Annotated in this window: 17 protein-coding genes; 10 read left to right on the forward strand and 7 right to left on the reverse strand. The window is 69.1% G+C overall.

Translation table 11 applies throughout. The annotated features are described in order from the left end of the window. Positions 1-190: 190 nt before the first annotated feature. Positions 191-1,237 (forward strand): PP2C family protein-serine/threonine phosphatase, encoded by a 1,047-nt coding sequence (locus tag ACFY3C_RS28000; RefSeq protein ID WP_390772683.1) that lies wholly within the window; start codon positions 191-193, stop codon positions 1,235-1,237. 590 nt (positions 1,238-1,827) lie between these two features. On the opposite strand, the gene ACFY3C_RS28005 is transcribed toward ACFY3C_RS28000, so the two are convergent. Then, positions 1,828-2,472 carry a CBS domain-containing protein gene (locus ACFY3C_RS28005; protein WP_386579195.1) on the reverse strand — a complete coding sequence of 215 codons (645 nt, stop codon included), beginning with the start codon at positions 2,470-2,472 and terminating at the stop codon, positions 1,828-1,830. A gap of 333 nt (positions 2,473-2,805) precedes the next feature. Here ACFY3C_RS28005 and ACFY3C_RS28010 point away from each other — a divergent pair, with 333 nt between their 5' ends. The 6 genes from ACFY3C_RS28010 (at position 2,806) to ACFY3C_RS28035 (ending at position 7,822) form a co-directional block, all read left to right on the forward strand. Continuing rightward, positions 2,806-2,994 (forward strand): hypothetical protein, encoded by a 189-nt coding sequence (locus ACFY3C_RS28010; RefSeq protein WP_390772684.1) that lies wholly within the window; start codon positions 2,806-2,808, stop codon positions 2,992-2,994. Then, complete coding sequence (locus tag ACFY3C_RS28015) at positions 2,991-3,680, forward strand: cytochrome b N-terminal domain-containing protein (RefSeq protein ID WP_390772685.1); 690 nt, start codon at positions 2,991-2,993, stop codon at positions 3,678-3,680. The genes ACFY3C_RS28010 and ACFY3C_RS28015 overlap by 4 nt, the downstream gene beginning before the upstream one ends. After that, entirely contained in the window at positions 3,677-4,633 is a 957-nt protein-coding gene (locus ACFY3C_RS28020) for a hypothetical protein (RefSeq protein WP_390772686.1), read from the forward strand. Before ACFY3C_RS28015 ends, ACFY3C_RS28020 begins: the two co-directional genes overlap by 4 nt. Positions 4,634-4,662: 29 nt before the next feature. Then, positions 4,663-5,007, forward strand: coding sequence for a DUF6247 family protein (locus tag ACFY3C_RS28025; protein ID WP_390772783.1), 345 nt, complete (start codon positions 4,663-4,665; stop codon positions 5,005-5,007). Continuing rightward, positions 5,004-5,249: a hypothetical protein gene (locus tag ACFY3C_RS28030; protein ID WP_390772687.1), complete on the forward strand. Its 246-nt coding sequence runs from the start codon at positions 5,004-5,006 to the stop codon at positions 5,247-5,249. Before ACFY3C_RS28025 ends, ACFY3C_RS28030 begins: the two co-directional genes overlap by 4 nt. 137 nt (positions 5,250-5,386) lie before the next feature. Continuing rightward, positions 5,387-7,822 (forward strand): SpoIIE family protein phosphatase, encoded by a 2,436-nt coding sequence (locus ACFY3C_RS28035; RefSeq protein ID WP_390772688.1) that lies wholly within the window; start codon positions 5,387-5,389, stop codon positions 7,820-7,822. An 11-nt stretch (positions 7,823-7,833) separates the two neighbouring features. Here ACFY3C_RS28035 and ACFY3C_RS28040 read toward each other — a convergent pair whose 3' ends face one another. Next, a complete protein-coding gene (locus ACFY3C_RS28040; protein ID WP_390772689.1) occupies positions 7,834-8,874 on the reverse strand; it encodes an NAD(P)-dependent alcohol dehydrogenase in 1,041 nt (346 codons plus the stop codon). Positions 8,875-9,055: 181 nt separating this feature from the next. On the opposite strand from ACFY3C_RS28040, the gene ACFY3C_RS28045 reads away from it, so the two are divergent. Beyond that, on the forward strand, positions 9,056-9,952 hold the full coding sequence (locus ACFY3C_RS28045; RefSeq protein WP_386579186.1) for a helix-turn-helix domain-containing protein: 897 nt from the start codon (positions 9,056-9,058) through the stop codon (positions 9,950-9,952). An 81-nt stretch (positions 9,953-10,033) separates the two neighbouring features. Here the strand turns inward: ACFY3C_RS28045 and ACFY3C_RS28050 are convergent, their stop codons facing one another. From ACFY3C_RS28050 to ACFY3C_RS28070, 5 genes are all read right to left on the reverse strand, one after another. Further along, entirely contained in the window at positions 10,034-13,333 is a 3,300-nt protein-coding gene (locus ACFY3C_RS28050; protein WP_390772690.1) for a S8 family serine peptidase, read from the reverse strand. 240 nt (positions 13,334-13,573) lie between these two features. Beyond that, positions 13,574-14,257, reverse strand: coding sequence for an ABC transporter ATP-binding protein (locus ACFY3C_RS28055; protein WP_390772691.1), 684 nt, complete (start codon positions 14,255-14,257; stop codon positions 13,574-13,576). A 146-nt stretch (positions 14,258-14,403) separates the two neighbouring features. Then, complete coding sequence (locus ACFY3C_RS28060) at positions 14,404-15,861, reverse strand: ABC transporter permease (protein ID WP_390772692.1); 1,458 nt, start codon at positions 15,859-15,861, stop codon at positions 14,404-14,406. Between the two features lie 143 nt (positions 15,862-16,004). Then, positions 16,005-17,252, reverse strand: a complete 1,248-nt coding sequence (locus ACFY3C_RS28065) for an Ig-like domain-containing protein (protein ID WP_390772693.1) — start codon at positions 17,250-17,252, stop codon at positions 16,005-16,007. Between the two features lie 218 nt (positions 17,253-17,470). After that, entirely contained in the window at positions 17,471-17,815 is a 345-nt protein-coding gene (locus ACFY3C_RS28070) for a hypothetical protein (RefSeq protein ID WP_386579179.1), read from the reverse strand. A gap of 110 nt (positions 17,816-17,925) precedes the next feature. Between ACFY3C_RS28070 and ACFY3C_RS28075 the strand changes: the two genes are divergently transcribed. Next, entirely contained in the window at positions 17,926-18,252 is a 327-nt protein-coding gene (locus ACFY3C_RS28075; RefSeq protein WP_390772694.1) for an LAETG motif-containing sortase-dependent surface protein, read from the forward strand. A 42-nt stretch (positions 18,253-18,294) separates the two neighbouring features. Continuing rightward, on the forward strand, positions 18,295-19,080 hold the full coding sequence (locus tag ACFY3C_RS28080) for a hypothetical protein (protein ID WP_386579176.1): 786 nt from the start codon (positions 18,295-18,297) through the stop codon (positions 19,078-19,080). Positions 19,081-19,098: the final 18 nt, after the last annotated feature.

Genomic DNA, 19,098 nt, shown 5'->3' on the forward strand with positions numbered 1-19,098 from the left:
GATCGCTCGCGACTGGCTTCGACTGAGCGCTGCGCAACGCCGGAATATCCGGGGTCGTGGAATGGAATATTGAGCTCCGCGGAGGAAGGCTGGGACCATGCGGTCGCTCTTCCGCTCACTCACTCCGCCGGGGGCGGGCAGCCATGGCTGGTGGAGCTTGAGGCTGGCGCAATGCATACCGTTCGCGATCGTGCTGCTCGGCCTGGGTATCGAGCTCTCGCCCGCACACTTTCTGTATACGGGCCCTCTCCTCACCGCGATGCCGGCGCTGGCCGCGCTGACGATGGGTCCTGTGGGCACGCTGTCCGCAGCAGCCGGCGCATTGGGCGTCAGCCTCACCACCACCACCATGCACCACGCCTGGGGCGACACGCAGATCTACAGCAACTTGCTGGGGCTGCTTGTGGTGTCCGCGGCCAGTGTCATGACCAGCAACGCTATGTGTAACCGCAGGCAGAGCGAACTCGACCAGATCCGCCGGATCGCTGTGGCGGCGCAGGAAGTCATATTGCAGCCCGTACCCGCCCGGCTCGGCCCGGTGCGGACGTCCAGTCTGTACCTCGCGGCGGAGACGGGCGCACAGATCGGCGGCGACCTGTACGAGGCGCTGCCGACACCGTACGGGGTCCGGGTGATCGTGGGAGATGTCCGGGGCAAGGGACTGGCTGCCGTACGCTCGGCGGCGGCCGTCCTGAGCGCGTTCCGGGAGGCCGCGCACTACGAGGACGAGCTGATGGCGGTGATGAACCACTGCTCGGCTGCGCTGCGGCGGGAGCACTCGGGGCCGGACGACGCCGTCAAGGACTGTGGGGATGACCACGCGGAGGGTTTCGTGACGGCGCTGGTTGCCCAGGTGCCGCCGGGCGAACCCGTGGTCGACGTGGTGAACTTCGGTCACCCTCCTCCGCTGCTGGTGCACAACGGCAAAGTTCACGAACTTGCACCCACCTCACCCCTGCCGCCCCTCGGCCTGGAGGAGTTCGTCACCGATCCTCCCGCCAAGGCGGAGAGCTATCCGTTCGCAGTGGGAGACCGTCTGCTGCTGTACACCGACGGCGTGATCGAAGCCCGCAACCGCTGCAAGGACTTCTTTGCCCTTCCCGAGGCCATCGAAGCGGTCCATGCCCGCACCACGGAAGAGTTCCTCGGCCAATTGCACGACAGTCTGATCCGCCACACGGAGGGCCACCTGACGGATGACACGGCGATGATCGTCTTGGAGCGCGCGGACGTTTGAGCGACAGACCGGCTTGGCGCTGCGCCTTTCCGGGCCGTCGCCATCGATGATGTGACGCCGCTCGCCCACGAGATACACACGCTCGTAAGCCGTGGCGACCTCGACTCGACCGCCCGGCTGTTGCCCCAGGAGCGTCCCCCCTGCCTCGGACGAACTGACCCCGCCTGCGTCCGCGACCGAGCGGACCCGCCGAACACCGGCCGCCGGCCCCGGGGTAGTCACACGGCAGCACAGGCCTGCCGACATCGGCGTGTCCTGCCCGACTGGGGTTGCGAAGTTCACCGAAGACTTGATCTCCCGGATCTGCTGGCGGACATCCGGAGACACACGGCGCTCGCGGGCTTCCGCGAGTGGCTCGCTGACGAGCTAAGTCATGGCACCGACCTCATCTGGGAGGCACTCGCCCTCCGCCTCGTGCTGCCGTCGGTCGCGGCATCGCGATTCCGGTCGCTGACCACAGACGAAGACGCTGCCGTGATGACCGGGCTCTTCAACCTGCTTGGGCAGTTCCTTGAGTCCCGGCTGTCGAGCGATCGAGGAGGGGCGCAAAGCCTGACGTGCATCGCTCCGGCGCGTGAAGTCACCAGCGACTAGTCCGCCCGGGCGGCCGCGAGATGGGCGTCCACGGCAACGACACCGTCGACGCCCTGGCACAGGCCCACGACCACCGGGACAAGACGCGGTTCCGGGACGTGACCCCGCAGGGTGACGGCCCCGTCCCGAACCTCGACCGCGACGGTGCCCTCGCCCAGGCCGAGGATGCGCCCCAGGACGTCCCGCTCGACCTCGCCGCGGATCTCGACGTCGGAGCGGATGAAGGCGTCCAGCAGGTCACTGCGGCTGACGATTCCGGTCAGGAGCCCGTGTTCGCCGACGACCGGCAGTTGCTTGACGTGCCGCCTGCGGAGTTCCCGCGCGGCCCGGGGGATCGTCCAGTCGGCATCTGCGGTGAAGGCGGGGCTGCTCATGAGCGCGCCCGCGGTCCGGGCCCGGGCCTTGCCCCACGCGCGGTCGTCGTTCCCGTCCTGCCCCTGTGGATCGGGCATGCCGGTCTCGTGCCGCAGCACATCGGACGCGGACACGACGCCGATGGGGGCGCCCTCGTCGTCGATGACCGGGGCTGCGGCGATGTCGTTCGCGTCCAGCAGGGCGGCGATCTCGTGGCACGGTGTGTCGGGGCGGAGGCTGATGACCTCCTCGGTCATCACGTCACCGACCGTGCGGCGGTGCAGCATGGCATCGGCCTCCTCCGCTTCGCGACGGCGCCCCGGCCTCCGCGGCCCTCGTCCACGCCGTCTCCCTACCCATGACAACACCGGGCCGCTCCGGCTACCAGTGACGTTCGGCCTGGCGGGGAAGGCCGAACGGTCCCAGCCACCAGCAGTACCTTTCGGACACCGCGCCGGCGCCGGAACACGGGCGTGCGGCCAATGCCCACCGGGCCCCCGCACTGAAGCATGTTCCGGTTAGGCCCTTCGGCCCCGCTTCCGGGCAAGCCAGGATGCCCAGAGCTCCACGAGGCGCTTCGCTTGTCATCAGCGGTGCGGCGAGGGATGGGCAGACAGATCATGACAATCACGGGACTCCTGCTGTCGCGCGGGCGTGCGCTTGCCGCGCCCATCGATCTGAACGGGACCGGGCGCTACGTGCACTGGGGTGTCATCCAGTTGTCCGTCGCGAACCTGCTGGTCATCGGCATAATGGTGGTTGTCTTCGTCGGCGCCCTGCTGCTGCCCTTCCCTGGAGGCCGCAGGTGAGTGATCCGGGTGAGGACGGCGCCGCCATCGGGCCGTACACGAACATGTCCGCTGCAGGCGGCTGGACCGGAGCGGTGCGTCGGCGGGCGGTCGCGGCCCTGCCCCCGGACAAACTACTGCCGGATACCCAGCCGGCGTACATGGCCTCGTGGATCTACGTCTTTGGCGTGCTCACCGTGGCCTCGCTGATCGTGGTCCTGGTCACCGGCGGGGTGCTGGCCCTGAAGGGGCCTGCGTGGTGGCACGTCTCGGGAACCGGCAGGTACGTGAACAGTCTCCACCTGTGGGGCGTCGAGCTGTTCATGTTCTTCATGGTCATCCACCTGTGGGGCAAGTTCTTCATGGCCGCCTGGCGCGGTCGGCGGGCGGCGACCTGGATCACCGGTGCGGTGTGCTTCTTCACCTCGATCGGCACTGCCTTCACCGGCTACCTGGTCCAGCAGAACTTCGACTCCCAGTGGATCGCCGGCCAGGCCAAGGACGGGCTCAACTCGGTCGGCATCGGCGCGTTCTTCAACGTGCTGGACTTCGGCCAGATGCTGATGTGGCACATCGTCCTGCTGCCCTTCGTCCTCGGTCTGCTGACGGTCTGGCACATCCTGCTGGTCCGGCTGCGCGGGATCGTGCCGCCGATCGACGCCACCACCGGTCCCGCGGACGCGACCACGCGGGAGGCAGCGCGATGAATGGACGCCACCGTGAGTCCGCCGTGCCGGACCCGGCTGCCTTCCCCACAAGGCCGTACGACCTGGTCAAGGAGTTCACGATCGCGCTGGTCGTGGTCGCGCTGCTCACCGCGGGCCTGGCCGCCGTCTTCTCCTCGCCCGACGTCAAGCCGGTGACCCTGGCCTCCTGGGCGCGGGCCGACGGCGCCGACTTCACCGCGACAGCCGTGACCGAGCTCGGCGGCACCAGCGGAACGGCCGAGTACGGGCCGCCGTACAACCACACGCCGAGCGCGGCGCAGAAGCTCGGCCCGGTCGGGCTGCAGAGCGCCGCGGGTGTCCGCATCCCGGTGGACACGGCGAAGGACTTCGTGCTGCATCCGCTGCGCGACGTCCCGGAACCGCCCGACGTCACCGCGGCCCTCGCCACCTGGGACGCCGCCCCGGCCGCCCGGCGCCAGGCATGGGCCGCTGCTTACTCCGACGCCCTGGCCAAAGCCCGCGGCGGCGCCCCCTCGAAGGGCGACTACGGCCCGGTCCCCGTGCTCACCGCACGCCTCCTCGAATTGGCCCGCAGCGGCGCGTTGGACGGCGAACTCCAGGCGGAGGGCAAGTTCTACCAGACCGACTACACCCGTCCGCTGCTCTTCCTCTCCGACGGCTCCTACCTGGAGTCGCTGGCCCGTGCCGAGCACCTCGGCGGCGACCAGTGGGGGATGATGAACGAGACCGGGAACTACCCGGGCCAGGCGTGGCTGTGGCTCTACACCTTCTGGTACCAGATCGAGCCCTTCAAGTCCTCCGGCAACGCAGACGCCCTGATCTGGGGTGTGATGGCCCTGCTCAGCCTGGGCCTGATGCTGGTGCCCTTCATCCCCGGCGTGCGATCGGTACCGCGCTGGACGCGGGTGCACCGGCTGATCTGGCGCACGTACTACCGCGAGCAGGCTGTGGAACAGGACCGGCGGAAGTGATCCCCGCCCTCAGACGTAACCCCCTGCGGTTGGTTGCACCGCCGCTACGAGCCGGGCGGCCACCACGTTACCCACCTCAAGCGCGGCCTCTCGGCGCACAGCAAGCACCCGCAGCACTACCGGCCTTCACCCGGGAGTTGGACCAAGCGGCCGACCAGTCCCGGCAGGGCTCCGATCTGTCGCCGCTCCAGCGGTTCATTGCTCAGTGGGCCATCTATGTCCACATCCAGCGCCAGCCCGACCTGGCAGCAGATCTCCGCCACTGGGAAGACACCGCCGAGTCGGGTGATGCCGTCCAGGCACGGCAGGCCGCCTATGAGATCGGACGGATCCTGGACGAAGCCCACGCGGCCATCGGCCTCCCGGCCCGGTGAACGCGGACTGGCGCTGGGAGTACGACCCTGACCACGACCACGTGGCGGACGGCATCCCCGCTCACGTGGTGGCGGAAGTGGAACGTCTGGCCGACCAACTCGTCGACCTTGCCAGTACAGGCATCGACGTCAGCGACCTCGGTAACGGCCCTCGACCGGGCGGTCTGCGCCGTGTGGACGCCGAGAGGCCCGCCGGCACGGGCGTGACCTGCCCGGTCGGCGTGGCCGAGGCCGAAGGCTGACGTCGCCGGGGGATGCAGAACCTGATCCCGACCCGGCAGAACGGCGCCCTCTCGCCCGGGTCCGCTGATCGTGTCGGTCGCGGACGGACTCCGCAGAGAGGAACATCGGAGTCACGGAGGCAGGCAAGGTGGTGGCTATGGGGACGCCGTCGATGCATTTCAGCGAGAGCCCTGAGGATCCGTTCGCCCTCGGGCACGGTGCCTCGGCCGTGCTCGACGATCAAGGCACCGTGGTCGGCTGGAGCGCACGTGCGCAGGAGTTGCTCGGCTATACGGCCAAGGAAGTGATCGGACGAGCGTGGCAGGACCTCCTCGTCGACGCCCGTGACCTGCCTGTCGTGCGGTCCGTCGTCGTGGACGCCCTGAAGGCGGGCGGATGGTTCGGTGTCCTGCCCGTCCGGCACCACGACGGGCGCCGTGTGGAGATGGGTTTCCGAGCCCGTGCGGTCACGCGGGAGGGGGGCGGTCAGGAGTGGCTCCTGGTCGGTGCCCCTGCGGCGGAGGTCATCGCCTGGCAGCGGGACCGTGCGCTGCTGGACGGCCTGTACCGCCGGTCCCCGATCGGTCTGGTCACTTACGACCCGGACAGGAGAGTGATCCGGGTCAACCGTGCGGTCGAAAAGGCGAGCGGCGTCCCGGCCGAGGCGCCGGTGGGCCACCGCCCCCGCGAGTTCATGGTCGACGAGGACGCGGGTCCGCAAGACGAACGGGTACGGTACGTCCTGGAGACCGGCGAGTCGTTGATCTTCACGGAGCAGTCCGCCCGGGCACGCCACGATCCGGGGCGGGAACGGATCGTGTCCGTCTCGGCGTTCCGGATGGAAGATCCCTCGGGCCGTGTTCTCGGCGTGGCCGAGACGATCGAGGACGTGACCGCCCGCCACCGGGCGCAACGCAGGCTCGCCCTGCTGAACGAGGCGAGCGCCCGGGTCGGAACCTCGCTGGACGTGACACAGACCGCCCGGGAACTGGCCGAGGTGGCCGTCCAGGGCCTGGCCGACTACTGCTCGGTGGACCTCCTCAAGCCCGTGACACTGGGTGACGAACCAGGTCCCGGAACGCTGGGTCCGCTGCTCCGGGCCGCCCTGTCGCCACCGGAACACCGCGTCCCGTTCCGGGAGGGCGATGTGGTCCCGCTGCTGCCGGAATCTCCGCAGGCGCGGTGCCTGGCCGAGCGTCGCCCGATTCTCGAAGGTCTGCTGTCCCTGCGCCCCGAGTGGTACGCCATGGACCGGCGGCGGATCGAGCTCGCCCTGGGGCTCGGCGTTCATTCGCTGATCGCGGTGCCCCTGCTCGCGCGCGGCCTGGTCCTGGGCGTGGTGAGCCTGTGGCGGGCGCGCAATTCGGAACCCTTCGAGGACGACGATGCCGCGGTGGCCCAGGAACTCTCCTCGCGTGCGGCCGTCTGCATCGACAACGCGCGCCGCTTCACCCAGCAGCAGAGCGCCGCGCTCACTCTCCAGCGCAGTCTGCTGCCGAGCGCGGTGTCCGACCTGCCGGCCGTGGAGGTGGCCTGCCGATACCTCCCGGCCAGCGGTGAACCGGGCATCGGCGGTGACTGGTTCGACGTGATCCCGTTGTCAGGGGCCCGGGTCGCCCTCGTGGTGGGCGACGTGGTCGGCCACGGCATCCACGCCGCGGCCTCGATGGGCCGTCTGCGCGCCGCCGCGCGCACCCTGGCCAGCCTCGACCTGGAACCGGACGAGGTGATGGCGGGGCTGGACGATCTGGTCAGTCTGCTGGCCACGGAGCTGGAGGCGAACGCCGACGACAACCAGTCGGCGATCGAGCAGGTGCTCGGGGCCACCTGCCTCTACGCCGTCTACGATCCGGTCTCCCAGCACTGCTCCCTGGCACGCGCCGGCCACCCGGCACCGGTGATGTCCACCCCGGACGGCGAGGTGATCGTGCTCGACCTGCCCGCGGGTCCACCGCTGGGCCTGGGCGGACTGCCCTTCGAGACGTACGATCTGGACCTCCCCGAGGGCAGCCTGCTCACGCTCTACACGGACGGCCTGCTGGAGGCGCGCAACAGCGACATAGACACCGCGCTGGAGCGCCTGCGCGCATGTCTCGCCCGCACCACGGAGCCGCTGGACCAGACCTGCCACGCCGTGGTCGAAGCGCTGCTGCCCAAGGCTCACCTCCCCATCGACGACATCGCGCTGCTCATCGCCCGTACCCGGGTGCTACGGCCACAGAACGTCGCCTCGTGGCAGCTGCCCCTGGAAGCGACCTCCGCCGCCCGTGCCAGGGAGCTGACCGCGGCGAAACTGACCGAATGGGGGCTGACCGAACTGGCCTTCACCACCGAGCTGGTCGCCAGCGAGCTGGTCACCAACGCCTACCGCTACGCGGCCGGCCCCGTCACCCTGCGCCTCATCCGGACGCACTCCCTGACCTGCGAGGTGTCCGACACCAGCCACACCTCCCCGCACCTGCGACGGGCCCTCAGCACGGACGAGGGCGGACGCGGGCTCTTCCTGGTCGCGCAGCTCACGGAGCGGTGGGGCACCCGCTACACCCGCGACGGCAAGACCGTCTGGACGGAGCAGCCCCTGCCGCCCGCATGAGCCGAACGGGGTCAGATGGTCGCCGTGTCGATCACGAAGCGGTACCGGACGTCGCTCGCCAGCACCCGCTCGTACGCCTCGTTGATCTGCGCCGCGCTGATCAGCTCGATCTCCGCACCGATGCCGTGCTCGGCACAGAAGTCGAGCATCTCCTGGGTCTCCCGGATGCCGCCGATGCCCGAGCCGGCGAGGGTCTTGCGGCCGGCGATCACCGAGAACAGGTTGAGGGAGATCGGCTCCTCGGGGGCGCCGACGTTCACCAGCGCGCCGTCGGTCCTCAGCAGCGACAGGAACGCGCCGAAGTCCAGCGGAGCCGACACCGTCGAGATGATCAGGTCGAAGGTGCCGGCCAGCTCCTCGAAGGTCTTCGGGTCGCTGGTGGCGTAGTAGTGGTCGGCGCCCAGCTTCAGCCCGTCGTCCTTCTTGCGCAGGGACTGCGAGAGCACGGTCACCTCGGCGCCCATCGCGTGCGCGATCTTGACCGCCATGTGGCCGAGGCCGCCGAGCCCGACGACCGCGACCTTCTTGCCGGGGCCGGCGTTCCAGTGCCGCAGCGGGGAGTACGTGGTGACGCCGGCGCACAGCAGCGGGGCGGCCACGTCCAGGGACAGGCCGTCCGGGATCCGTACGACGAAGTTCTCGTCGACGACGATCTTCTGCGAGTAGCCGCCGTAGGTGGGCTCGCCGTCCTTGCCGACGGCGTTGTAGGTGCCGACGTTGCCCTTGAGGCAGTACTGCTCCAGGCCCTTGAGGCAGTTCTCGCACTCGCGGCAGGAGTCGACCATGCAGCCGACGCCCACCCGGTCGCCCACGGCGTACTTGGTGACACCGGGACCGACCTCGGAGACGACGCCCGCGATCTCGTGGCCGGGGACCATCGGGAAGATCGCCGTGCCCCAGCCCTCGCGGGCCTGGTGGATGTCGGAGTGACAGATGCCGGCGAACTCGATGTCGATCAGGACGTCGAACTCACCGACCGCGCGCCGCTCGATCGTGGTCCGCTCCAGCGGGGCCTTCGCGGTGGGCGCGGCGTACGCAGCAACAGTGGTCATGCCGGGGGTTCTCCTAGCAGGGGGGTTCATGCCCGGTTGCCTTTCGACCGGGCATGCCTCCAGCCTGCAGCGGGCGCCGCCGCTCACCCAGACCACGGGTCTTCGTACGACCGCTGTGCCTACCACTGGCGGGGACAGGCTGGCGGGCGTACGACCACGGGGCACGGCCGATACTGGCCGTATGGACGAACAGCAGGACGCAGCCGCCGGCCGGCCGCTGGACCGGCGCGCCGAGCTGAGCGAGTTCCTGCGCAGCCGGCGGGCCCGGCTGAAGCCGGAGGACGTGGGGCTGCGCGACTTCGGACGGCACCGCCGGGTGCCGGGGCTGCGCCGTGAGGAGCTGGCCCAGCTGGCCGGGGTGTCGGTGGCGTACTACACCCGGCTGGAACAGGGCAACGGACGCAATGTCTCGGCGGAGGTCCTGGACTCGATCGCCCGCGCCCTGCGCCTCACCGACGCCGAGCACGCCCACCTCACCCACCTGGCCAAGCCGAAGGCGCACAAGAAGAAGCCGGCGGCACGGCAGCAGCAGGTGCGGGGGGCACTGCACCAGTTGCTGGACGTGCTGGAGGGCGTGCCGGCGTACGTCGTCGGGCGCCGCTCGGAGATCCTGGCCTGGAACCGGATGGCGGCCGCGGTCTTCGGCGACTGGTCGCAGCTGCCGCCCGCCGAGCGCAACTGGGCCCGGCTCGTCTTCCTGCACCCCGAGTACCGCGATCTCTTCGTCGACTGGGAGCAGAAGGCGATCGACATCGTCTGCGCCCTGCGCATGGACGCGGGCTGCTTTCCGGACGATCCGCGGCTGTCCGCGCTGGTGGGCGAGCTGTCCGTCAAGAGCGACGAGTTCCGCCGCCTGTGGGCGACCCACGACGTCAAGGAGAAGAGCCACGGCGTCAAGCGCCTGCACCACCCCCTGGTCGGCGATCTCTCCCTGCACTTCGAGGGCTTCCGGCTCGCGGGCGACGCGGACCTCGGCCTGGTGACGTACCACGCGGAGCCCGGTTCCCCGTCGGCGGAGTCCCTGCGCCTGCTGGCCAGCTGGGGCACGGACGCGACCCGGGCGGTGCCGTCGGCCTGAGCCCGCCACACGCACGAACGGCCCGCCGGAAGCTGCTGCTCCGGCGGGCCGTTCGGTCACGGCCTACTCAGGTACGACGGCTCACTTGCCGTAGTACGCGTTGTAGATCGTGATCGTCGACGTGTTGCCCTTCTTGTCGGCGATCTTGGCGCGGAACGAGATGGCCTTGTTCTTCGCCGGGTTCTTCACGGTGATCTTGCCGCCGCGGACGTCGACCTTCTTGAAGGTCTTGCCGTCGTAGGAGACGTACACCGCCAGGGACTTCAGGTTGCTGCCCGCGGCCGCGCCCTCGACGGTGACCGGGAAGGTGACCTTCTTCCCGGCCTCGACGCGGCTGTCCAGGCCGGTCTTGGCACCGAAGTACAGGGCGGAGACGGGGAGCTTCGCGGAGCCGCCCGCCGGCTTCTTGGAACGGAAGGTCCACGCCGCGTCGATCCGGCTGGAGGCCTCCGACACCTTGGCCGAGCGCTTGACCGAGGTGGTCAGCTTGTACGCGGCGTCACCGGCGGGCACCTTGAAGGTCTCACCGAACATCGGGTCGTCGTTGGAGCCGACCTTGACGCCGTTGCGGTACAGGGTCGTGGTCGCCGAGGTGAACGTCGACGAACCGGCGTGCTTGGCGCCGTCCGCGAACAGCGGCATCGAGCCGTAGATCTCGTTGCCGTCCCGGAAGACACCGAAGTCGGCGTTGACCAGCGGGGCGAAGACCGCCGTGTTGAAGGTCTTCGAGTACGACTTGCCCGCCGTGAAGGACTGCGCGCCGGCCGAGTAGGACGCGTCGGCGATCGGGAACCCGTCCGGGTCCACCCCGCCGTCCTGCTCGAACTCCAGCTGCCACTTCACGCCGCCCTTGGCCGACAGGTGCAGGGTGCGGGTGCCGGGCAGGGTCTGCGGGATGCCGATGGAGGAGGCGCTGGAGCTGCCGGGCAGCCAGCCCACCGCGTTGACGGAGCCCTTCTTGCCGCTCGCGGCGGCACCGAGCCGGGCCTTCACCGTGGCCAGGTCGCCCGCCTTGTAGTGCTTGGTGAAGCCGGTGGCGAGCTTGGTGACCTGACCGCCGGAGGTGACGTCGTACTCCTCGCCGGCGCCCTTGGACCAGTGTGCGTCCCACTGCTGGTAGAGCGTGCCCGCGGGCAGCGACCCACCGAGGTGAGCGGTGTGGAAGTTGTCGTACGAGTCGAGGAACCAGCCGTAGCCGTACTGGCCGTCGCCGATCGTGACGTCCCACTCCGGCGAGGCGAACTGGGACTTCAGGCCCGTGGCCGGGACGGTGATGTCCACCGGCTTGGCCTTGCGCGCGTCGATCGTGATCGTCTGCTTGCCGGAGACGGTCAGCTTCGGCTGGGCGATCCAGTCGATGCCCTTGGTGCCGTCGTTCGGGTCCACGAAGGTGGCGGTGTTGAGGATGTACGTGCCCTTGGGCGCGCGCACCTTCACCGTGCCGGACTTGTCGTACGGGCTCAGCCGCTGGCCGTTGGCGAGGCCCGCCACACCGGTCATGTCGGCGCTGTAGTACGGAGCCGGCTTGCCGTCACGGCCGATGAACTTCAGCGTGACGTCGTACGACTCCACCTCGCGCTGCACCGCGGCGGCCGTGCGGACGGTCTGCCCGCCGCCGGTCGCGGTCACGTACGCGGAGTAGGCGCCGTCGAGGGTGCCGCCCAGCTTGGTGTTGACCGTCAGGCCGACGGAGGCCTTGCCGTGCGCCGGGACCGTCACCTTGGTCGCGGCGAGCTTGAAGAAGCCCGCCGGAGCCGCCGCGCCCTTGGGGTCGGTGGCGGTGCTGGTCAGGTTGAGGGTGACGTCCTTGTCGCCGAGGTTGCGGTACGACACCTGCTTGGTGACCGGGGTGTCGTCCGTGTGCGGCCACTGCTGCACACCGAAGCTGACCGACACCGGGTCGGCGATCACGGACTGCTTGATGGCCTTGTCGACCGCGATCCGGCCCGAACCCTGCTGGAACGGCGTGTACTTGCCGGCCTTGGTGGAGCCGGTGAGCGCGCCCTTCAGCTCGGAGTAGCCCCAGTCGGGGTGCTCCTGCTTCAGGATCGCGGCGGCGCCCGCGACGTGCGGGGTGGCCATCGACGTACCGGAGATGGTCAGGTAGCCCTCGGGCTTCTCACCTACCTCCTTGTCGATGAAGCTGCCCTTGGCCGCGGCGGCGGTGATGTCCACACCGGGCGCGGTGACGTCCGGCTTGATGGCGCCGTCGCCGGTGCGCGGGCCGGTCGAGGAGAAGTCGGCCAGCTTGTCCTTGTCGTCGACCGCGCCGACGGTGAGCGCGGCGTCCGCGCTGCCCGGCGAGCCGATCGACTGGGGGCCCCCGTTGCCCGCGGCGATCGCGAACAGGATGCCCTTCTCGGCGGAGAGCTTGTTGACCTCGGCCTCGAGCGGGTCGATCTCGGGCGTGTCGTAGCCGCCGAGGCTCAGGTTGATGACCGAGGCGCCCTGCGAGGCCGCCCACTCCATGCCGGCGAGGATGCCGGAGTCGTCACCGGAGCCGGTGTCGTCCAGGACCTTGCCGTTGAGGATCTTGGCGTCGGGGGCGACACCCTTGTACTTGCCGCCCGACTTGGCGCCGGTGCCCGCCACGATGGAGGCGACGTGCGTGCCGTGGCCGAAGTGGTCCTTGGCGTCGGCAGCGGCGGTGAAGTTCTTGGAGTCGACCACCTGGTCCTTGAGGTCCGGGTGGCTGGCGTCCACACCCGTGTCCAGGACGGCGACCTTGACTCCCTTGCCGGTGTAGCCGGCGGCCCACGCGGTCGGGGCGCCGATCTGCGGCACCGACTTGTCGAGCGAGGCCTTGCGGACGCCGTCGAGCCAGACGTGCGCGATGCCGGAGGCGGTCTTGTCGCCGTTGGTGACGGCGTCCCACAGGTCGGCGGTGTCCTTGACCGGGGTCTGCACCGCGTCAGCGTTCAGCGCGGTGAGGCTGCGGCGCAGGTGGCCCGCGTCGCGGACGTCCTGCTTGGCGGCCGTGGCGGAACCGCTGTAGCCGACGATGACCTTCAGGCCGTTCTTCTGGGCCTTGCGGGTGGCGGCCTTGTTCAGCTCGGTGATGTCGAACAGCCGCTGGTCCAGCTTGCCGGAGGCGACCAGGCGGGCCGCGTCGGCGGGAATGACGAGCGTGTGTCCGTCGGCCTTGCGGACCTGGACGGGGATGTGCTCCCGCCCCTTGGCCCGCTGGAGGCCGACGACGCGGCCCTTGGCGTCGAGGGCGACACGGTCGCCGGTGATCAGGGTGACGTGGTGCTTGACGCTGAGCGACGAGGCAGCGGCCGAGACGCGCTGCTCGGGCTTCGCCGACGCGGGGCTGGTCATACCCGCTGCGAGGGCGACGGCTGCGGCGGTGGCCACAGTGGCCGCAGCTGCTCTTTTCACTTGTCTGCGCAAGTTCTCCCCCTGGAGATGAGTGACCGGGCGAATCCCCATTCACCCGGCGGGGGGCAGTCCCGTACACCTGCACGTCAACCCCCCGGATCCCGAAGTTACCGGGGGGTGATCAGGCGGCTCAAGATGTGAGAGGACCGTAAGAAAGCGCTGCCCAAAACTGTTACGCGTCGGGGGAGACACCGTTACAGAATCGCGAAGTCCCGTTCGTACCAACGGTGTTATACGCCGTCAGGCGCCCGCGATCTCCCTCACCGTGATCTTGCCCTTGCGGATGGTGGCCAGCCGCGGGGCCTTCTTCGCGATGGCGGAGTCGTGGGTGACCATGATGAAGGTCAACCCGTGCTCCTTCCAAAGGCGTTCGAGTACGTCCATGATCTCGTCGCGCATGCCCTCGTCGAGGTTGCCGGTCGGCTCGTCGGCTAGGAGGACCTTCGGCCGCTTGACGAGTGCGCGGGCGATGGCGACGCGCTGCTGCTGTCCACCGGACATTTCGGAGGGCAGGTGCGAGAGGCGTTCGCCGAGGCCTACGGACTTCAGTGCTTCGGCGGCCAGTTCGCGGCGCTCCTTGACCTTGATGCCGAGGGGGACGAGAGCGGTCTCCACGTTCTCCTGGGCGGTGAGGGTCGGAATGAGGTTGAAGGACTGGAAGACGAAGCCGATGTTCTCGCTGCGGACCTTGGTGAGGCGGGCCTCGGAGAGCTTGGCCAGGTCGGTGCCGTCGAGGACGACTTCGCCTTCGGTGGGGCGGTCGAGGCCGCCGAGCATCTGAAGGAGGGTGGACTTGCCTCCGCCCGTGGGGCCCTGGATGACGAGTCGGTCGCCGTCGCCGATGGTGAGGTCTATGCCGTCGAGGGCGTGGACGGTGTCTTTGCCCCTGGTGTAGCGCTTGGTTACGTTTCTGAGTTCGTACATCGTGACTCCTGGGAGGGTTCGGGGGCGGTGCGCGTCGTCGTTTGCTGCGGGTGAGTGGGGGCTGGTCGCGCCCGCGCGGCGGAGCCGCATATCGATACAGCCCCGCGCCCCTGGGTTGGACCAGTCAGCCCCGCCGAAAAGCCGAGCTACTCCACCCGCCTCAACGCATCCGCCGGGCGCAGCCGAGACGCCCGCCACCCTCCGAACGCCCCCGCGATCAGGCCACCTGCTACCGCCAGACCCACCGCGAGGGCGATCGTCGTCGCGCTGACCGGGGCCGTAAGTGCCACCTCCAGGGTCTTCGCCGTCTGGCGGCCGGGGCCGCCGAAGCCGCCACCGCCACCCGGGCCGCCGCCGAAGCCACCGCCCGTGCCGCCGCCCAACTGCGCCTGCAGGCTGGGGCTGATCGCCGTGACGACGTACGCGCCCGCCAGGCCGAGTGCGATGCCGAGGGCGCCGCCCACCAGGCCGTTGACGACGGCCTCGCCGACCACCTGCCGGGTCACCCGGCCGGACTTCCAGCCCAGGGCCTTGAGCGTGCCGAACTCGCGGACGCGCCGGGAGACGGCGGAGGAGGTGAGCAGGCCCGCGACCAGGAACGCGGCCACCAGCACCGCGATGGACAGCCACTTGCCGACGTTGGTGGCGAGGGAGGAGGCGGTGGACAGGGAGCCGGAGACGGTGTCCGCGAGGTCGGCGGACGTGGTGACCGTCGTACCCGAGACGTTCTTCTGGATCGCCGACTTGACGCTGTCGATCTTCTGCGAGTCGGTCGCCTTGACGTAGATCGTGGTGACCTTGTTCTTCGAGTCGCTCAGGGTCTGCGCCTGCTTGAGCGGGATGTACAGGTTGGCGGCCGAGTCACCGCTGTCGGCGGTGGCGACGCCGATCACCTTGAACTTGACGCTCTTGATGGTGACGGTGGAGCCGACCTTGTACTTCTTCTGCTTGGCGTAGGCGGAGTCGACCACGACGACCTTGGCGTTCGTCTCCGTCGCCTTGAACGTACGACCGCTGGTGATCTTCGAGGAGGTCAGCGGGCCGAGGGCCGGCTCGGTGACGTCGGTGCCGTAGACGGAGTAGTTGTTGACGTCGAAGTCGGCGCCGCCGCCCTGCACTTCACCCTGCGGCTGGCCGGTTCCGCCGGGGCCGCCGCGCTGGCTGCCGCCGTTGCCGTTCTGCTGGAACTGGCCGCGTGTGAACTGGCCGTTGATCTTGATGACCTGAAGGCTCAGCCCGCCGACCGCGTCCGAGACGCCGGACTGCGCGCCGACCTTGGTCACGGTCGAGGTCGACAGCGTCTGGAAGCCCTGCACCATGACGCGGTCGCTGCTCTGGGTGGAGTCGTCGTCGTTGCCCCGGGCGTCGAACTGGAAGCGGGGCCGCTGGGCGTCGCCGGTGGACGCCGACGCCGCCTTGGTGACGGTCATGTCCGTGCCCAGTCCGTACAGCGACTGCAGGACCTTGTCCTGGGCCTTCCCCATGCCGCTGGACACGGAGTTGACGACGATGACCAGTGCGATGCCCAGCGCGAGGCCGGAGGCGACGACCAGGGCCGCCTTTCTGCGGCGGCGCAGTTCGCGCCTCAGGTAGGTGAAGAACATGCCCGCAGGCTAGGGACGGACCGTGATGACTCGATAAGGCCGAAATAAAAGAACCATGAGAAGGCTGTGGCCGCCCCCAGGAAGGCCCCAGAAACACCGATGCCGCCCCTGGGGGCGGCATCGGAAAGGCTGTGCGGGGGCTGTCAGGCGGCCGAACCGGCCTTCCACTGCGCCCAGTCCATGTTCCAGCCGTTGAGGCCGTTGTCCGGGGAGACGGTCTTGTCGCCGGTGTTCTGGACGACCACCACGTCACCGATCAGGGAGTTGTTGTACATCCACGCGGCCGGCGTGCTCGGGTCCTTGGCGCCCTTGGTGTCGGACAGGCCCACGCAGCCGTGGCTGGTGTTGACGCTGCCGAAGATGGACTTCGCGCCCCAGTAGTTGCCGTGCAGGAAGGTGCCGGAGCTGGTCAGGCGGATGGCGTGCGGCACGTCCTTGATGTCGTACTCGCCCTTGCCGTCGTCGTCGGTGAAGCCCACGGTCGCGCCGTTCATGCGCGTCTCCTTGAACTTCTCCTGCATGACCATGATGCCCTGGTACGTCTTGTTCTCGGGCGAACCGGCCGAGATCGCGATGGTCTTGATGGTCTTGCCGTCCTGCGTGACCTTCATCTGCTTGGTCTGCGCGTCGACGTAGGAGACCTGGTTGCGGCCGATGTGGAAGGTGACCGTCTTCTGCTGCACGCCGTAGACGCCGCTCGCGCCCTGGACACCGTCCAGGTTGAGCTTCAGCGTGACGGTGGAGTTCTCCTTCCAGTACGTCTCGGGCCGGAAGTCGATGCGGTTGGCGTTGAACCAGTGGCCCACGACCTCCTGGCCGCTGCTGGAGGTGACCGTGATGCCCTTCTGGACGGCGGTCTTGTTGGTGATCGCCTTGTCGAAGTTGATCGACACCGGCATGCCCACGCCGACGGTGGAGCCGTCCTCCGGCGTGAAGTTGCCTATGAAGCTGTTGGCCGGGGAGACCGTGGTGAAGGAGGCGTTCTCGTGGGCGACGAGGCCCGCGGCGTCCTTGGCCTCCGCGGCGACCTTGTAGCTGGTGGAGCGCTCCAGCTGGGCGGTCGGCTTCCAGCTCTTCTTGTCGGCGGACAGCGCGCCCGCGACCGCCTTGCCGTCGGCCGTGGTCATGGTCACACCGGTGAGGGTGCCCTTGGCGACCGTGACGGCGGCGGAGTTGTTGATGGAGGCGTTGTTGGAGCCGTCCTTGGGCGTGATCGTGATCTGGGCCTCGGAGGACTTCTTGGCCGCCGCCTCGTCGGCCTTGGCCTGGGAGGTGTCTGCGTTGTCGCCGGACTTGGCGTCGTCGCCGCCGGAACACCCGGTGAGTACCAGTACACCGCCGAGCAGTGCGGACGCGACCGTCAGGCCCTTGCGCCGCTTACTGTCCGTCATCACACGCTTCTCCATCGCTGCCGAATCCGCGGAATCCCCGAAAGCCCCCGTAGGAAGCATCAACGCTACGGCCGGTCCGCCCCGTTCCACAGAGATCGAATATGTGGGCCACACCACGTCCCGCCCGGGACAGGTGGTGCGGAAACCGTCCGTGCGCCCCCTGAGACGACGAGACCCCGGACGGCGGTTGCCGTCCGGGGTCGGGTTCCCCGGGCCGCTCAGCCGATGCCGCCCTCTTCCTCGTCGTCGCCCCCATCTTCCTCGTCCAACTCCCAGTCCGGCGAATCCGGGTCGTACTCGATCCGCTCGCTGGACCAGGAGGCCTGCTGGAGTTCCACCCCGGGCACCTCGCTGACCAGGTCGAACGGGTCCACGAGATAGGCGAGGGCCTCCGCGGTGTCTTCCGTCACAGCGTTCTCGGCATGGGCCCGCTCCTCCGGAGGCAGCTCGGGATCGGCGGTGAGCCGGCCCAGCGCGGCCTTGGTCACCTCGTCCTCGTCGTGCACCTCAAGAACCAGCTCCACCCGAAGCCGTACAAAACGTGATGTCTCTTCCGTGCTCATGACCGGAGCGTACGACTGAAACCTCCCGTGACTTTCCTGTGACCCGCGATTTTCACTAACATCGCCCCACACGGCCAATTCGCCAGCGTCACAAGGGGGATCGATATTCCGTGCCTTCCGCTCGCCGTCCGCTGCTGACCGCCACCGCCGCGGGGACCCTGCTGTGCGCCCTGTGGTTCGTCCCGTCCGCCAACGCGTCGCAGGACGGCACGGCCAGAGCGACCACGGAGGTGACCGGAACGACGCAGGTCACCCAGCAGGCGAAGGCGATCTCCGAGGCCGCGGCCACCGACGCCACGGGCGCCACGGACAGCACCCGGCTCGCCGACACCGGCAGCTTCGACACCACGCCCTACGTGGTCGGCGGCAGCCTGTTCCTCGCCGTGGGTGCCGGATTCGTGGTGTATTCGGTACGCCGGGAACGCCTCGGCTTTTAATTGCGCTTGACTCTTCTTTGACGGAGAACGCATAGTCCGCCCATGAAGAGATCATCGGGCGTGCGGCTGTGCGCCACCGCAGCTGTGAGCGCGCTGTCGCTCGCCCTCATCACCGGCTGCTCCGACGGAGGTTCCAAGGACTCCGGGGACGGCAAGGGCGGGAACTCGTCCGCGAAGGCGCTGAGCGCCACGGAGCTGAAGCAGCTGATCATCGCCAAGGGCGAGGTGCCCGGCTACAAGGTCGGCCCCGTCGAGGGCGGCATCCCCGACAAGAGCAAGGTCAAGTCGGCCGACGCCCAGTGCGACCCGGTGCTCCGGGCCCTGACCGGCATCGCGCCCGGTGAGCCTGCGGCGAACACCAGCCGCATGGCCACCGAGGACAAGAAGGACCCCACGGACAAGGCCACGTCCCTGGACGACCTGGCCGACGGCAAGTTCGAGGACGCGCTCAACGAGTCCATGGACCTGGACGTCACCGTGGTCACCCTGGCCTCGTACGACGGTGACGGCGCCGAGTCGGCCCTGAAGTCGGTGACCGACGCGGTGAAGTCCTGCTCGGGCGGCTTCTCCGGCGAGCAGGACGGCGAGAAGGGCAAGTTCACCAAGGTCGCGGAGGAGAAGTCCTCGGGCACGGGCGACGAGTCGGTGGCCTTCACGGCGACCAACGACTCGGGCAAGGACGGTGCCCTGCCGCTCCACGCCGAGGTCGTGCGGCACGGGAACACCCTCGCCACGTACACCACCATCAACATCGGCGCGATGATGACGAAGAAGGCCTACACGGTGTCGGCCCCGGTCATCAAGGCCCAGGCGGCCAAGCTGAAGTGACGTCGTGAGTCGTGAAAG

It is taken from the genome of Streptomyces sp. NPDC001410 (assembly GCF_042895235.1).
In the GTDB taxonomy this organism is placed as follows: Bacteria; Actinomycetota; Actinomycetes; order Streptomycetales; family Streptomycetaceae; genus Streptomyces.